Here is a 15,030-nt window from a genome sequence, read left to right on the forward strand (position 1 = left end):
AGGCCATCACCTACCGGGCGCCCTGCCCAGGCTGCGGCGCCGAGGCTGAGTGGGAACACCAGCGCGCAGCGATGGCACACGACGAGTGGGACCGGGACACCACCGGCCCGGATACGTACGTCATCCGCTGCCCCTGCCCGTAGGAGCCGGACATGCCCCGTGCCTGGTCCCCCTGCTCCACCCCTGGGTGTCCCGAGGTCACCCCCGCTGGGGTGTCCCGGTGTGAGGACTGCATGCAGGAGGCGGAGCAGCGCAGGGGCACGTCAGCGCAGCGAGGCTATGCAGGCAAGGGCCACCGGGCCTTCCGCCGTGGGGTACTCGCCATCCACCCCTGGTGTGCATGCCCAGGGTGTACCGCCCACCCGTCCGGGCCGTGCGGTCAGCGCAGCACTGACGCTGACCACTGGCCGAAGAGCAGGCGTGACCTGGTAGCCCAGGGCCTCGACCCAAACGATCCGGCTCATGGTCGTGGCCTGTGCCATGGCTGCCACTCGAGGGCGACCGCCGAGCATCAGAGCGGCGGCTGGAACGCGCGGTGACGACCAACAGGCAAGCCTTTGACCTGCGACGATGCGAACCGACGTGATCGACTTGCCTCGAGTCGCGGGCCGCTGACCTGCGGCGATGGGTGGGGGGTGACCCCCGAGCCGACGGCCCGCTGGACCGCCGGGGAGGGAATTCGCTGGCGCCGCAGGTTGGAGCTTTCTGATCAGGGGGTGGCGCGACGATGGCGAAGACTGGCCCGAAGCCTCACCCGCCGCTGCAGGTCGTCCGTGAGGGCAACCCGGGCAAGCGACCCGTACGTGAGGGCGCGAAGGCGCCGCCGGTTGGCGTCGACGACTTGGCCGAACCGGACTGGCTCGAGTGGTTCCCGAAGGGCCGCCGGCCGTCGCGGCCGCGGAAGCCGCCGAAGTCCGCCGGCGGTGACGAGCACATCGCGTACCAAATGAAGCTTCGGGACTGGAAGATCGGTGTGAACGCGGTCGACGGTGCGAACCGGTGTCGGCAGCACGCATCGGACGAGTGGCGCCGGGTCGTTCCGGTGTTGGCGCGCGCGGCTGGGCTCGGCAACGTGGACATGGCCGTCGTCGTGGACTACTGCGTCACGGTGGCTCGGCTGATTGAGTGCGAGCGGCGCCTGTCTGTCGAGGGCCTCATCGTGATGGGGCAGCGCGGCGAGTGCCGAAACCCTCTGACCACTGTCGCGACTCAGTACCGGACCCAGCTCAAGGCCTACATCGGCGAACTCGGCCTGTCGCCGTCGTCCCGCGGCCGGATCGAGCCGCCCGGAGACGACGACGATGACGGCGACGACGGGTTCGACTGATCTCCCGGTCCCGCGGGACGCGCTGCTCGAGCTCGGGCTGACGGACGAGCAGATCGACGAGGCTGTCGAGTCGGCGCCGCTGGTTCTGGCGTTCCAGGCCGATCGGCACCCGGGTGCGTACTTCGACGTCGACCGGGTCGCGAAGGCGCTGCGCGCACTGGCGTCGTTCAAGCACACGAAGGGCCGCTGGGCCGGCCAGCCGATGCGACTCGGCCAGGGCCTCGCGCCTTGGCAGGTCGTGTGGTTCCTCGCCCCAGTATTCGGGTGGGTCTGCCACGACGACGAGGTCGACGCGGTCGTGCGCGTCATCCGCACAGCGTGGGTCGAGGTCCCGAGGAAGAACGGCAAGTCGACGATCTCGTCGGGCGTGGCGAACGTGCTGCTGCTCGCCGACGGCGAGGCCGGCGCCGAGGTCTACGCCGCGGCCGGCTCGCTGGACCAGGCCGGCCGGGTGTTCGAGGACGCCCGCCGCATGTGCCTGACGTCGCAGGCCGCACGGTCTCGCGTGAAGGCACTCGCGCGCGTGCTCACCGTGCCGAAGACGGGCGGGATCCTGCGGGCGCTGTCGCGGATCGCCGAGGCCGCGCACGGGCTGAACGTGTCCGGCGGGGTGATCGACGAGGTTCACGTTCACAAGTCTCGGCACCTGGTCGACGCGATCGAGACCGGCACCGGCGCCCGCACGCAGCCGCTGATCGTGTTCATCACGACCGCGGACGAGGCCCTTGAGGGCTCGATCTACGACGAGAAGCACTCCTACACCCGCAAGGTCGCCGAACGGGTCGTCGATGACCCGTCGCACTACGGCGTGATCTGGGCAGCCGACGAGGGCGACGACCCGTTCGCCGAGGAGACGTGGCGCAAGGCCAACCCCGGACTCGGTGTGTCGCCGACATTGAGCTACCTGCGCAAGGAAGCCAACAAGGCACACACGACCCCGTCATACTTCCCGACGTTCTGCCGGTTGCACCTGAACCGGCGGATGCGGGACTCCACCCGGCTGATCGACGTCGGTGAGTGGGATGCCTCTGCCGGCATGGTCGATCTGTCGACGGTGAACGGTCAGCGAGCGTGGGGTGGGTTGGACCTGTCTGCCGTGTCGGACTTCACGGCATGGGCGATGGTCGTCGAGTCCAAACAACGGGACGTCGACCTTGAGTTCTTCTGGCGGTTCTACGTGCCCGAAGATCGCGTCGAGCACTTAGCTCGGCATCTGCAAGTGCCGCTGGCGAAGTGGATCCGCGAGGGCTTCGTCACCGCCACCGAGGGCAACGTGATCGACTATGCGGCGATCCAGAGGGACGTGCTCGCCGACTGTCGCCACGTTGACATGCAGCGGATCTCTTACGACCGGATGTTCGCCGGGCAGATGGTCCAAGAAGTCGACGCCGAGCTCCGGGGAGTCGACGTCGTTCCGGTGGCACAGACGTTCCTCGGCCTGTCGCCGGGGATCAAGGAGCTGCTCCGGCTGCTGGGCGAGAGGTCCAGTCGCAACGGCGGCAACCCGGTAGCGCGGTGGATGGCTTCGGTTGTGGAGTCCAAGGACGACGGCCAGGACAACCTGAAGCTTGTCAAGCCCGAACGGCATACGTCGCAGGCTCGGATCGATGGTATTGCCGCGCTCGTCAACGCCCTCGACGGCTACGTCCGCCGTCCCGTCAAGACCCGGCAGAAGGCCGTCGTCATGAGGTAGGAGGTCCGCTCGTGGCTGTGCCCTCGGAACCTCTCGAGTGGGTGGATTATCTGACGCGTCGGCATGACGCGGAGATCGGTGAGTTGGAGCAGCTGGACCGCTATTACGACGGCACCCAGCCACTGACTTACATGCACCCCGAGGTGATGCGAGAGGTGGGCGAGCGGATCAAGCAGGTCGTGATCGGCTGGCCGCAGCTGATCGTTGATGCGATCGAGGAGCGTCTCGACGTCGAGGGTTTCCGGCTGCCGGACGAGGACGAGGGCGACGACGAGCTGTGGCGCGTGTGGCAGGCCAACGACATGGACGAACAGACCCAGATCGGCCATGTCGACGCGCTGACGATGCGCCGCTACTACGTCGCGGTCGGGACGAACGAGAACGACGCGAACACGCCGCTGGTGACGGCGGAATCGCCGCTCGAGGTGTTCGCCGACATCGACCCGCGAACCAGGAACACGCGGGCGGCACTGCGGCGAATCCACGAAGAGGACACGACCGCGCGGGTCAACGAGAAGTACGCGACGCTGTACCTGCCGGACGAGACGATCTGGTACGACTGGGCCGGCGGCTGGCGCGAACAGGATCGCGATCAGCACGGCCTCGGCGAGGTTCCGGTCATCCCGGTGGTGAACCGGGCGCGGCTGCAGGCGAACCGCCGCGACCGGTCGGGCCGGTCGGTGCGGTACGGCGCGTCCGAGCTGGCACCGATCATCCCGCTGTCCGACGCGGCGAACAAGATCGCCACCGACATGATGCTCGGCAGTGAGTTCGTCGCGATCCCGCTGCGCGGCCTGTGGGGCGTCACCCCGGACGACCTGGTGGACGAGGACGGGAACAAGCTGACAGCGATCCAGGCCCTCCTGGGGCGCCTGCTGACTCTGGCTGATCCGGAAGGCAAGCAGTTCGAGTTCCCCGCCGCGGACCTGTCGAACTTCCACAACACGATCAATCAGCTCGCGAGGTTGGTCGCGTCGCTGGCGGGCCTGCCACCGGACTACATGGGTCTGGCCACCGACAATCCGCCCTCGGCGGAGTCGAGGCTGGCCGGCGAGATCCGGCTGATCAAGCGCGCGGAGCGTAAGCAGCGGGCGTGGGGCGGCTCGTACGAGAAGGTCGGCCGCCTGATCCGCAAGATGCAGACCGGTGAGGAGTTGGATCCGCGCTATGAACGGCTGGAGACGGTATGGCGCGATGCATCGACACCAACCGTCGCGCAGTCCGCGGACGCGGCGGTGAAGAAGTACCAGACGAAGCCGCGGCCGGTCGTTCCGCTGCGCCAGACCCGCGAGGACCTCGGCTACACCGACGCGCAGATCCGTCGCATGGAGGCTGAGGACGAGCAGGAGCTGCAGCGTGACCCGGTTGGAGTGATCGCACAGGGCATCGCCGGCAGCGACACGGGTGGGTCGGATGGCGATCCCGGCCCCGTCGACTGACCGTTATCGGCAGCGGCAGACACTGAGCCGCGAGCTCGTCACCGACGGCCGCAGGGCGTGGCGGCAGCTCGCCACCGCCGACATCACCGGGTCGTGGCGCGCCGCGATGCCGCGCCTCATGGTGACGCTCACCGGCGCGCAGCTCGCTGCCGCTCGCGGATCAGACGAGTATGTGTCCGCCGCGCTGGCCGAGCAGGGCGCCGACGTGGATCCGGCCGGTCAGGTCGTGCCTCGCAGCCTCGCCGGCACTGCCTCCGACGGGCGTCCGCTCGACACGCTGCTGGACCAGCCGAGGATCACGACCCTGACGGCGCTATCGCAGGGCGCGACCACCGACCGTGCGCTCGCGTCCGGGTGGGCGGAGCTGGAGATGATCCTGCGGACCGAGGTCGCCGACGCCGGCCGTGTCGCCGACGGCGTCGCGATCGCATCCCGGCCGAACACGGGCTGGGTGCGGATGATCCAGGGCAAGACGTGCGGCCGGTGCGCGATCCTCGCCGGGAAGTGGTTCGCATACAACCGAGGCTTCGAGCGTCACCCACGGTGTGACTGCGTGCACATCCCGTCGCGCGAGGCCACCTCCGGTGACCTCACCACCGACCCGCGGCGCTACTTCGACAGCCTCACCGAGACCGAGCAGAATCGCCTGTTCGGAGCGACCAACGCGCAGGCCATCCGCGACGGCGGCAACGTCACGCAGGTCATCAACGCCCGCCGCGGCATGTACACCGCCGGCGGCCGGCGGCTGACCCGCGAGGGCACGACACGCCGCGGTCTGGCGTCGCAGCGCATGCGCGAAATCGACCCGCTGACCGGCGAGAGGGTCCGCAACGTCGGCCGCCGCGGATCGGTCGCGAACTACCGCGAACGCCGCGTCACCCGCCTCATGCCAGAACAGATCTACGACGAGGCGACCTCGCGGGCCGACGCGATCCGCCTGCTGCGACTGCACGGCTACATCACCTGACGACCGGGAGAAGAAACATGGACTTCGGCGAAGCACTCGACGCTCTTCGCGCCGGCCAGAAGGTCAGCCGCGAAGGCTGGAACGGACGCGGGATGTGGCTCGCGCTGCAGGTGCCCGACGAACACTCGAAGATGCGGCGCCCCTACATCTACATGCGCCCGGTCGACGGTGATTTCGTCCCATGGGTCGCATCCCAGTCCGACCTGCTCGCCAACGACTGGCTCGTCGTCTGAGCGTGACGACCCATTGACTCCCGACCGCGAGATGCGGACCGGGCCCACCACCCCTCTGTGACGGAGGAACCATGCACACAGCACCGCCTACTCATCCGCGCACCGGCCGGCGTGCGATCGGGTTCCGCCGAGACGGCAGACCGATCTGGCCGATCGCCGGTGGTTCCGGCGCCAGCACCGACCCCGGAGCGACGCCTCCGGTCGATCCCGCTAGCGGTGGCACGCCGCCGACGGACCCGAAGGCGGGAGACCCGCCGAACCCGGACGCTCAGAACGCCGCCGGCACACCTGCCAGCGGCGCACCCCCGGCCGACGACGCGAAACCCGGCGACGGGTTCAAGTCCGAGGAGTCGAAGCAGGCCGTACTGGCGGACCTGGCCAAGGAGCGCGAGGCACGCAAGACCCTCGAGGCAAGGTTCGACAAGCTCGGCGAAGCGTTCGGAGTGACCAAACCGGAGGGCGGCAAGACCGACGTCGAGCAGCTCACCGACCGGCTCACCAAGCACGAGCAGGAGCTGACCACCGAACGTCAGGCCCGCTGGCGCGCGGAGATCGCTCACGAGAAGGGACTCACCACCGCCCAGGCAGCTCGCCTCGTCGGCGATACCCGCGACGACCTGGCAACCGACGCAGACGCGCTGCTCGAAGCGTTCAAGCCCACTGACGGGGACGGACAGTCGGCGGGCAAGGCAACACCGAAGCCGACGCCAAAGCCCGACCCGACACAGGGCTCCCGCGGTCAGGTCGACATCGACGCCCAGATCGCCGAGGCGGAGAAGAAGGGCGAGGTACGCGAGTCGATCCGGCTGAAGAACCAGAAGGCGATGGCGGCACGCGCCACATCCCAGTAACCGATCAGGGCAGGTCAAGTGGCCATGCCCGTCCGCTCTTAGGAGGAGACCAGCATGGCTGGAATCGCCGGGCAGGGAACCACGTTCAACCTGCCCAACTACGTCGGCGAGCTGTTCGCCGTGACCCCCACCGACACTCCGTTCCTGTCGTCCATCGGCGGTCTGACCGGCGGCGAGTCCGCCGCGTCGGTGCTGTTCCAGTGGACGGGCTACGACCTGCGCAATGCCGACAAGAACCGGCAGCGCACGGAAGGCGCGAACGCGCCGACCCCGGAGAACCGCACCCGGTTCAACGTGACCAACGTCGTCGAGGTCCACCAGGAGTCCGTCGACATCAGTTACACGAAGCTGGCGGCCACCGGGCAGTTCAACTCCACCGGGTCGAACCACCCGGGCGCGGTCGGTGTCGCCGGCTCGAACCCGGTGCTGGACGAGATGGACTGGCAGGTCCGCCAGGCGCTCGTGCAGATCGCGCGGGACATCGAGAAGGGCTTCATCGGCGGGACGTTCCAGAACCCGTCGGACAACAGCCAACCCCGCAAGACGCGCGGCATCCTGCAGGCGACGCAAACCAACGCGTCGGACCAGGCCGAGCTGATCGGCGGCGGCGGGGCGACCATCGCCACGGACGGCACCGTCACCGAGACGAACTCGCTGACGGAGGATGCCGCCGTGTCCGCGCGGGCGCTCACCGGCGGCGCGGTCGGCGTGCTGGACGATGACCACCTGTACTACGCGGTCAACGTGAGCGGCACCAGCTTCCAGCTCGCCACCAAGCCCGGCGGCGCCCCCATCACGTTCGGGTCGTCGGGAGGTGCGGACTTCTACAAGACCGTGGCGCTGACCGAACCGTTCGTGCTCGACCTGCTGCAGGACGTGTGGGACAACGGCGGAATCATGGAGCAGGAGACCGCCACCCTGATGGCGAACTCCACGCTCAAGCGGGCGCTCACGAAGATCTTCGTCACCGACAAGAACTACCAGGAGCAGACCCGCAACGTCGGCGGCGTCGCCGTCCAGACGATCGAAACCGACTTCGGCACGCTCAACATCATGCTGAACCGGTACATGCCGTCCGGCGCGCTCGAGGTCGTCTCCCTCGAGGAGTGCGCCCCGGTGTTCCTGCCGATCCCGGGCAAGGGCTTCCTGTTCCAGGAGCCGCTGGCCAAGGACGGCGCCGCGGAGCGTGAGCAGATCTACGGCGAGGTCGGGCTGAAGTACGGCAACGAGAAGGCCCACGGCAAGCTGCTCGGCATCCACCGGGCGTCCGCGTGAGTGCCGTGACGATGCTGCACCCGCAGTCGGGGCGGGTGCAGCGGGCCAGCCGGGAGGCTTTCGACCGGGTCTGGTCGCACGAGGGCTGGCAGCTCACCGCCGAGAAGCCGACACCGCAGGAGCCGGCCACGGGTGAGAAGCCTCTCGACAAGCTCAAGGTGCCCGAGCTCAGGGCCTACGCCGCAGATCAGGGCATCGACCTCGGCGACGCGTCCAAGAAGGCCGACATCCTCGCGGCCATCGAAGCCGCGACGGAGGACTCCGGCGCGAACGACGCCGAGGACGAGGACCACGAGGACGACGACGAGTCGGATGACGAGTCCGTGCCCGAAGAGTCCTGACGATCCGAACCGAGGAGGTCCCGCATGGTCACGCTCGCAACGCCTGCCGACCTGCGGGACCTTCTCGGTGAGAACGCCACCAGCCTGCCAGACCAGCTAGCGACGCTGCTGCTCGAGTTGGCCACGGCCGAGGTGCAGGCTGCTGCCGGGCAGGATCTCGTGCAGGTCATCGATGACCAGGCCGCGGTCATGGGCACGCCGTCGTTCTGGTTCGCCCTGCCGCAGCGTCCGGTGACCGACGTGTCCTCGGTCGAGATCGACGGTGAGGCGGTGACGGACTACAAGCGGTTCGGCGCCCGGCTGTGGCGCTCTCGTGGCTGGTCGCAGCACGTCTACGAGCCGTCGGTCGTGTCGGTGACGTACACGCACGGGTACGCGCCGGGTGATCCGGCGCTCGGGCTGGCGCGGAAGTTGACGCTCGACCTCACCGCCGCGCTGCACGCCAACCCGGACGGCGTCACGGGCGGGTTCTCCATCGACGACTACCGCGAGCAGATGGTGCAGACCGGCGGCGACAGCAGGACGAACCTGCTGCCGGCGCTGAGTCGTCGGCTGCTGCGACGTACGTACGGCGGGCGCGCCGGCCTGGTGCGGATCGGCTGATGGGCACCGCCGAGCGAGTGCTGCGCCGCGGCCGCCGCCGCGCCGAAGCGCTCATGATCGACACCTGCCGTGTCCGCCGCGTCACCGGCACCGTCACCAACCCGGACGGCACCACCAGCACGACGTACAACGAGATCTACGCGGGCGCGTGCCGGATCCAGACCAGCGACCCGTACGAGTCCCGGCCCGAGGCCGGCGAGTACTCGTTCACGGTCGTGCGCAGCGTGCTGCAGGTCCCGATGTCCGTCACGGGAATCGAGGTCGGCGACATCGTCGATGTGACGGCGTCGCAGCTCGATCCGGACTTGATCGGGCGCGTGTGGCGTGTGGCGGGCCCGTCGACCAAGTCGCACCAGACCATGCGGCGTTACTTCATCACGGAGGTGGCCGGATGAACCGCATCAGGGTTGATGACAGCGAGGTGCTGGCGTTGGCGGCAGACGTCGGCCGCATCTCCGGGCGTGCTGTCGACGACGCCGCGGCGATCGTAGAGAAGGGCGCGCTGAACATCAAGAACGGGCTGCGTGACGCCGCCCAGGGGCACCCGTCGTTCCCCGCGTTCCCGAACTCGATCAGCTACGACATCAACTACGGGGCCGGGAGTATCGAGGCGGAGATCGGCCCGGACAAGAACCGGACCCAGGGGGCGCTGGGCAACCTGCTGTACTTCGGATCGTCGAAGAACGCGCCCGTGCTCGACCTCGAGGGACCAGTCCGGTCGGAGGAGCCGAAGTTCGACCGCGCGATCACCGACATGGTCGACGGATTCCTCGGCGGCTGACGTGCTGGCCGAGCACATCGCCGCGGTGTCGGCGCTGATCCCGACCGATGTGGCCGCGCTGTACGACGGGCAGGTCCCGACCGAGCCGGCGTATCCGTACAACGTGATCTGGTCGACCGGGGGCACCCGTCCGTCGACGTCGCTGACTGAGGAGATGTCGCAGCTCGAGGTGAGCCTGTACGTCACCACGGTCGCCGCGACCGCGGAGTCGGTGCGGATCATCCAGGGCAGCGTGCGCGACGCGCTGCTCGGGGTGCGGCCGGTCGTGTCGGGCCGGTCGTGCTGGCGCCTGTCGATCCTGTACTCCGAGCCGATCCGGCAGGACGCCGACGTGACGATCCCCGCGACGACGCTGCACCCGATGTACGGCGTCGACGTGTGGCGACTGGCCTCGATCCCGGCCTGAACAGCTGTCCCGTAACCCGCTCCCGACGGAGGAACCAATGTCCGCGCCCAAGCAGCAGTCCAAGTGGGTGGAGGTCACCCACGAGAAGCACAAAGGCACGACTCGCGTGCCGAACCGGCCGGCCGTCCTGGCGGACTTCGCCAAGCGCGGCTGGAAACCCAAGCCCGCGCCGACCGGTTCGGGTTCCGAGAGCACGAAGGGGTAGAACCCGATGGCGGACATCATCACTGACGGGAAGACCATCGTCCTCGAGGTCCCGACGATCGCCGACCTCGCCGCACCGACGGACACCGAGCTCGGTTCCGGCGTGGAGCTGCACCCGATCATGACCCCGGACGGTCTCGTCGGGTTCGAGCCGGAGACCGCCGACGTCGACAACTCCTCACTCGACAGCACGTTCGACACGCGGCTGGCAGGACGCGCGTCGTTCTCCGGGACGATGCTGCGGCTGAAGAAGCAGGACACCGCGCCGGACACCGTGTACGACACGCTCGTACGCAGCTACCGCACGCACATCGTCGTGCGCCGCGGGATCGATGTCGAGACCGCGATCACGTCCACGGACGAGGTCGAGGTGTATCCGGTGGAGTGCGGCGAGGTGCGCAACCTGCCGCCCGAGGCGAACACCACCCAGCGGTACGAGGTGCCGGTCAAGATCACTTCGCAGCCGGAGCTGCGTGCGGTCGTCGCCAGCGGCGTCTGACCCCAGGGCGCGGTGCGGCCTCTCGCCTGGCGGTCGAGGCCGCACCGCCACACACCCGGTTCACCGCCAGGAGCCGTCTCACCGCCAGGAGCCCACTGTGTCCGATGCCGAGTCGATCCTTGCGAAGCTGAACGTCAGTCTCGCCGAAGTCACCGTGCCGCTGTATCTGAACGGGCGTCTGTATGCCGACTGGCAGGACGCCCAGCGGGAGCTGACCGACCGTCAGCAGCAGCACCGCGCCAGCGCCGACTCGCTCGCCGGGGACCCGGAGGCGCGGCGGCTGGCCAAGCGCGTCGACGAGCTCGAGGAGCAGGTGCGTCAGTCTCGCGCGATCGTGCGGCTGCGCAGTCTCGGCCGTGCGTGGACGGGGTACGTGGTCAAGCACCCGCCCCGCGACGGCGACGAGGACGACAAGGCGTTCGGCGCGAACCGCGACGCCGTGTTCGACGAGGTCATGCCGCTGAGCATGATCGAGGTCACCACCGCCGACGGGCAGTCGTGCCGGATGGCCGCCGAGGTCGATGGTGAGCTCACGCAGACCGAGCCGGAGCTGTACCGGGCGATCGTCGACGCGGTCAACGACGAGCAGTGGTCGAACCTGTGTAACAACGTGTACGCGCTCAACCGTGGGGGGTTGAGCGTCCCTTTCTCGCACGTCGCCTCGAAGATCAACCAGAGCTCCGGAGGCGACTCGAGCAAGCCGAACGGCTCCGGATCTCGGACAAGCGGTTCCAGGGGTGGGAGCCGCGGCAAGTCGTCGAGCACGAGTACGACGAGCAAGGACGACTGATCCGGTCGGTGACCACGACCGAGGCGGAGTGGGACGACGATCAACGGTCCCTGATGCTGGCGCTGGCCGAGTACCGCGACGGCGCCTGCCCGTGCGGATGCGGCGGCCGCGCGGCCGAGACCCTCGACCCGGCCAACGAGGACCGCTACACGAGCGACCCGCCGACGCGGTGTCACCGCCGCACCGCGCTGCTGCGCGCCCAGGAGCAACTCGCCACCGACCGGCAGAACCGGGCACCGCAGGCCGGGGCGCTGTTGTTTCGCGCCGACCTCAGGACCGACACGACGTGATGGGGGTGGCCGGTGGCTGACCGTTCGATCGTCGTCAAGCTCGGCCTCGACGTCGGTGGTGTCGTCGCCGGCGCCCGCACCGCGACCCGGGCACTGAAACAGGTCAGCACCGACGGTCTGGACTGGGTCGGTCAGCGCGAGCAGTCGATCAACACTCTCACCACCGGGGTCGGTGCGTTCGGTCTCGCCGCCGCGGCCGGCGCCGGGCTGGCGGTGAAGAAGTTCGCCGACTTCGACGCCGCCATGTCCGCCGTCGAGGCGACCGGTGACGACGCACGGGCGAGCATCGACGCGCTGCGGCAGGCCGCCATCGACGCGGGCGCGTCGACGGCGTTCTCCGCGACCGAGGCCGCGGCCGGCATCGAGCAGCTGGCGAAGGCCGGCGTCACGGCAGAGGACATCCTCGCCGGCGGCCTGACCGGCGCGCTCGACCTGGCCGCCGCCGGCGGGATCTCGGTCGGCGAGGCCGCGGAGACCGCCGCGACCGCGCTGACGCAGTTCGATCTCGCCGGTGAGGACGTCACGCACGTCGCCGACCTACTCGCTGCGGGGGCGGGCAAGGCACAGGGTGGCGTCACCGAGCTCGGCCAGGCGCTCGCACAGTCCGGTCTCGTCGCGTCCCAGACGGGCCTGACGATCGAGGAGACCGCCGCGTCGCTGTCGGCGTTCGCGTCCGCGGGCTTGCTCGGCTCCGACGCCGGCACCAGCTTCAAGACGATGCTGCAGCGGCTGTCGAACCCGACCGGCGAAGCGGCCGACCTGATGCAGCGGCTGAACGTCTCCGCGTACGACGCGCAGGGCAACTTCGTCGGCATGGCGGAGTTCGCCGGCCAGCTGCAGGGCGCGCTCGAGGACATGACGCCCGCGCAGCGCAACGCCACCCTCGCGACGCTGTTCGGGTCCGACGCCGTGCGTGCCGCCTCGGTCATCTACGAGGAGGGCAAGGCCGGCATCCAGGAATGGACCGCCGCGGTCGACGACCAGGGCTACGCCGCCGAGACCGCCGCGACCCGGCTGGACAACCTCAAGGGCGACCTCGAAGAGCTCGGCGGCGCCCTCGAGACCGCACTGATCGGCGCCGGCGAGGGCGCTGACGGGCCACTGCGGTCGCTCACCCAGCGCGCCACGGACGCCGTGAACGCGTTCAACGACATGCCGCCCGAGGTGAAGTCCGCCACGCTCGCGATCGTCGGCGGCGGCGGCCTTGTCGCGCTGGGCGTGGCCGGCATCGGCAAGCTCGTCGTGGGGGTCGCGAACACCCGCGACGCGATGCGCGACCTCGGCATCTCGACCAGCAGGGTCGGCCGCACCATGCGTCTACTCGGAGGTGCCGCGACCGGGATCGGTCTGCTGGCATCGGCGATGGACCTGCTGGGCCAGACGGTCGACGTCGCCGAGGTCGGCACCGGCGCCGCCGCGGAGGCGCTGCAGGATCTGCGCAAGGGCGCGAACAGCGAGCTGATCAACCAGATTGCTGATCTGCGCGGCGAGCTGGACGGCGCGGACAAGGTCCTCGGGTTCATCCCGACGAGCCTCGACGGGTTCACCACCTCGGCGAAGGACTCCGCCGAAGTCAACAAGCAGTGGAAAGAGTCCATCACCGCGGTCGACGGTGCCCTGTCGAGCATGGTCGCGAGCGGCAGCGTCGGCCAGGCGAAGGAGTCGGTGAAGCTCCTCGGCGAGGCCATGGGGCTCAGCGGCGACGAGATGCAGAAGTTCGTCGAGGAGCATCTGCCGCAGTACGCCGACGCCCTGGCCCAGAGCCGCGTGCAGACGGAAGCCAACACCGAGGCTGCCGGACAGGCCGGGACCGCGCAGAACCAGCTGTCGCAGGACTTCGACTCCACGACCGAGGGCATCCAGACGCAGGCCGAGGCGCTGGTCAATCTGGTCGAGAAGATGCAGGAAGCTGGCCTGCTGGCGCTGTCGACCCGCGACGCGGAGCGCAACCTGCAGGCCGCCATCGACAACGCGACCACCTCGATCGAGGAGAACGGCACGACGCTGGACGTCACCACCGAGAAGGGCCGCAAGAACCAGGCGGCACTCGACGAGATCGCGTCGTCGTCGCTGGACCTCGTGAGCGCGCTGGCCGATCAGGGCGCGTCGGAGAAGCGGCTGCAGAAGGTCATGGCGAACTCCCGGGCGTCGTTCATCAAGACCGCGCGCCGGATGGGCCTCACGAAGGGCCAGGCGCGGGCGCTGGCCGACCAGCTCGGCCTGATCCCCGGCAACTACAGGGCCACCATCTCCGCGCAGGACAACGCCAGCGACAAGATCGAAGACGCCGTCTGGTGGCTCAAGGACTTCGACGGCCGCGAAGCCACGGCGACCATGACGACGGTGCAGCGCACCATCCGCGAGATCTGGAACTCCCCGACGTCCGGAATCCCTGGCCAGTTCACCCCCGGCAACGCCACGGGCACCAGGAACTGGCGCGGCGGGCTCACCTGGGTCGGCGAAGAGGGCCCGGAGATCGTGAGCCTGCCCCGCGGCAGCGACATCTACTCGAACGCGGAGTCCCGTGCGATGGCGTCCGGCGGGCCGCTGCACACGCTGATGCCTGCAGCCGCGCCGGTGCAGTCGACGTCGACACTCCACCCGTCCGCACTGGCGGCCGCGCTCGACGGGGTGTCGCTGACGCTCGACGTCGACGGGCAGCCGATGCGCGGGATCATCCGCGCCGAGCAGGCGGAAGGGCTACGCGAGCACGACCGGCAGACCATGCGACGCGCGAGCACAGGAACGGCGGTGGCCTGAGATGCCGTTGACGGTCGAGTATCTGCCCGACCTCGCCCGGGTGCGGCTGACCGCGGACACGATCCCCGGCTCGGCGGCGCTGGTGGAGCGCTCCATCGACGAGCTCCACTGGACGCAGGTCCGCGGCGGCGCCCCGGTCACCATGGACGCCAACGCGTTCCAGCTGGACGACTACGAGTTCACCCCGGGCGTGCAGAACCACTACCGCGTCACCCCGGTCACCGACCCGGTCGTGAATCTCGGCATGGCGGGGCAGGTCGTCACCGCCGGCGACACGCAGTGGGTCGGGCTCGACGTCACGTGGCCGGCGCAGTACATCGGCGGGAAGATGTTCCGGCTGACGCTGACCGTCGACGACGTCGACCGGATCGGCGACATCAGCTTCTACGCCGGCCGCCACGGCGACCTGTCCAACCACGCGCGCTGGTTGTTCATGGCCGACTTCTCCGGGTCGTCGACGTTCGGCCGGTCCGGGCAGCGGTTCACGATCGACCTGAAAGCGGCCGAGATCCGCAGCGTGGCCGGGAACGTCACGATGTCCGCCGACGGTGAGCTGACGGAGCTGACGGCG

Annotated in this window: 18 protein-coding genes; all 18 read left to right on the top strand. The window is 69.3% G+C overall.

Annotated features, from left to right (window positions below):
* Window positions 1-727 precede the first annotated feature (727 nt).
* Window positions 728-1,327 carry a phage terminase small subunit P27 family gene (locus CLV30_RS23175; protein WP_106539617.1) on the top strand — a complete coding sequence of 200 codons (600 nt, stop codon included), beginning with the start codon at window positions 728-730 and terminating at the stop codon, window positions 1,325-1,327.
* Window positions 1,302-3,020 (top strand): terminase large subunit, encoded by a 1,719-nt coding sequence (locus tag CLV30_RS23180; RefSeq protein WP_106539618.1) that lies wholly within the window; start codon window positions 1,302-1,304, stop codon window positions 3,018-3,020. Before CLV30_RS23175 ends, CLV30_RS23180 begins: the two co-directional genes overlap by 26 nt.
* Window positions 3,021-3,031: 11 nt before the next feature.
* Window positions 3,032-4,459: a phage portal protein gene (locus CLV30_RS23185; RefSeq protein WP_106539619.1), complete on the top strand. Its 1,428-nt coding sequence runs from the start codon at window positions 3,032-3,034 to the stop codon at window positions 4,457-4,459.
* Window positions 4,434-5,426 carry a VG15 protein gene (locus CLV30_RS23190; RefSeq protein WP_106539620.1) on the top strand — a complete coding sequence of 331 codons (993 nt, stop codon included), beginning with the start codon at window positions 4,434-4,436 and terminating at the stop codon, window positions 5,424-5,426. Before CLV30_RS23185 ends, CLV30_RS23190 begins: the two co-directional genes overlap by 26 nt.
* 17 nt (window positions 5,427-5,443) lie before the next feature.
* Entirely contained in the window at window positions 5,444-5,659 is a 216-nt protein-coding gene (locus tag CLV30_RS23195; protein WP_106539621.1) for a DUF2829 domain-containing protein, read from the top strand.
* A 71-nt stretch (window positions 5,660-5,730) separates the two neighbouring features.
* Window positions 5,731-6,510 carry a hypothetical protein gene (locus CLV30_RS23200; protein ID WP_106539622.1) on the top strand — a complete coding sequence of 260 codons (780 nt, stop codon included), beginning with the start codon at window positions 5,731-5,733 and terminating at the stop codon, window positions 6,508-6,510.
* Window positions 6,511-6,564: 54 nt separating this feature from the next.
* Window positions 6,565-7,785 (top strand): SU10 major capsid protein, encoded by a 1,221-nt coding sequence (locus CLV30_RS23205; protein ID WP_106539623.1) that lies wholly within the window; start codon window positions 6,565-6,567, stop codon window positions 7,783-7,785.
* Window positions 7,782-8,126 (top strand): hypothetical protein, encoded by a 345-nt coding sequence (locus CLV30_RS23210; RefSeq protein WP_106539624.1) that lies wholly within the window; start codon window positions 7,782-7,784, stop codon window positions 8,124-8,126. The genes CLV30_RS23205 and CLV30_RS23210 overlap by 4 nt, the downstream gene beginning before the upstream one ends.
* 24 nt (window positions 8,127-8,150) lie before the next feature.
* Window positions 8,151-8,729: a hypothetical protein gene (locus tag CLV30_RS23215; RefSeq protein WP_106539625.1), complete on the top strand. Its 579-nt coding sequence runs from the start codon at window positions 8,151-8,153 to the stop codon at window positions 8,727-8,729.
* Entirely contained in the window at window positions 8,729-9,124 is a 396-nt protein-coding gene (locus CLV30_RS23220) for a DUF6093 family protein (RefSeq protein ID WP_106539626.1), read from the top strand. The genes CLV30_RS23215 and CLV30_RS23220 overlap by 1 nt, the downstream gene beginning before the upstream one ends.
* Window positions 9,121-9,510: a hypothetical protein gene (locus CLV30_RS23225; protein ID WP_106539627.1), complete on the top strand. Its 390-nt coding sequence runs from the start codon at window positions 9,121-9,123 to the stop codon at window positions 9,508-9,510. The genes CLV30_RS23220 and CLV30_RS23225 overlap by 4 nt, the downstream gene beginning before the upstream one ends.
* Before the next feature lies 1 nt (window position 9,511).
* Complete coding sequence (gp17, locus tag CLV30_RS23230) at window positions 9,512-9,916, top strand: tail completion protein gp17 (protein ID WP_106539628.1); 405 nt, start codon at window positions 9,512-9,514, stop codon at window positions 9,914-9,916.
* Window positions 9,917-9,953: 37 nt separating this feature from the next.
* On the top strand, window positions 9,954-10,121 hold the full coding sequence (locus tag CLV30_RS26730; RefSeq protein ID WP_165358733.1) for a hypothetical protein: 168 nt from the start codon (window positions 9,954-9,956) through the stop codon (window positions 10,119-10,121).
* Window positions 10,122-10,127: 6 nt separating this feature from the next.
* The gene (locus tag CLV30_RS23235; RefSeq protein ID WP_106539629.1) at window positions 10,128-10,619 is read left to right on the top strand and encodes a phage tail tube protein; all 492 of its coding nucleotides are present in this window, start codon (window positions 10,128-10,130) and stop codon (window positions 10,617-10,619) included.
* A 97-nt stretch (window positions 10,620-10,716) separates the two neighbouring features.
* Entirely contained in the window at window positions 10,717-11,409 is a 693-nt protein-coding gene (locus CLV30_RS23240; RefSeq protein WP_106539630.1) for a hypothetical protein, read from the top strand.
* An 8-nt stretch (window positions 11,410-11,417) separates the two neighbouring features.
* Window positions 11,418-11,699, top strand: a complete 282-nt coding sequence (locus CLV30_RS23245) for a hypothetical protein (RefSeq protein WP_106539631.1) — start codon at window positions 11,418-11,420, stop codon at window positions 11,697-11,699.
* Window positions 11,700-11,711: 12 nt separating this feature from the next.
* Entirely contained in the window at window positions 11,712-14,459 is a 2,748-nt protein-coding gene (locus CLV30_RS23250; protein ID WP_106539632.1) for a phage tail tape measure protein, read from the top strand.
* Between the two features lies 1 nt (window position 14,460).
* Window positions 14,461-15,030 (top strand): hypothetical protein (locus CLV30_RS23255; RefSeq protein ID WP_146154807.1); only part of this gene is annotated, 570 nt, incomplete at its 3' end.

The organism is Haloactinopolyspora alba (genome assembly GCF_003014555.1).
Classification (GTDB): Bacteria; Actinomycetota; Actinomycetes; order Jiangellales; family Jiangellaceae; genus Haloactinopolyspora; species Haloactinopolyspora alba.

Excerpts from the sequence above, each read along its gene's own strand:
- CLV30_RS23225 (WP_106539627.1), top strand. The coding sequence starts at position 9,121 with ATGAACCGCATCAGGGTTGATGACAGCGAGGTGCTGGCGTTGGCGGCA.
- CLV30_RS23215 (WP_106539625.1), top strand. The coding sequence starts at position 8,151 with ATGGTCACGCTCGCAACGCCTGCCGACCTGCGGGACCTTCTCGGTGAG.
- CLV30_RS26730 (WP_165358733.1), top strand. The coding sequence starts at position 9,954 with ATGTCCGCGCCCAAGCAGCAGTCCAAGTGGGTGGAGGTCACCCACGAG.
- CLV30_RS23180 (WP_106539618.1), top strand. The coding sequence starts at position 1,302 with ATGACGGCGACGACGGGTTCGACTGATCTCCCGGTCCCGCGGGACGCG.
- CLV30_RS23200 (WP_106539622.1), top strand. The coding sequence starts at position 5,731 with ATGCACACAGCACCGCCTACTCATCCGCGCACCGGCCGGCGTGCGATC.
- CLV30_RS23220 (WP_106539626.1), top strand. The coding sequence starts at position 8,729 with ATGGGCACCGCCGAGCGAGTGCTGCGCCGCGGCCGCCGCCGCGCCGAA.
- CLV30_RS23195 (WP_106539621.1), top strand. The coding sequence starts at position 5,444 with ATGGACTTCGGCGAAGCACTCGACGCTCTTCGCGCCGGCCAGAAGGTC.
- CLV30_RS23175 (WP_106539617.1), top strand. The coding sequence starts at position 728 with ATGGCGAAGACTGGCCCGAAGCCTCACCCGCCGCTGCAGGTCGTCCGT.
- CLV30_RS23235 (WP_106539629.1), top strand. The coding sequence starts at position 10,128 with ATGGCGGACATCATCACTGACGGGAAGACCATCGTCCTCGAGGTCCCG.
- CLV30_RS23205 (WP_106539623.1), top strand. The coding sequence starts at position 6,565 with ATGGCTGGAATCGCCGGGCAGGGAACCACGTTCAACCTGCCCAACTAC.
- CLV30_RS23190 (WP_106539620.1), top strand. The coding sequence starts at position 4,434 with ATGGCGATCCCGGCCCCGTCGACTGACCGTTATCGGCAGCGGCAGACA.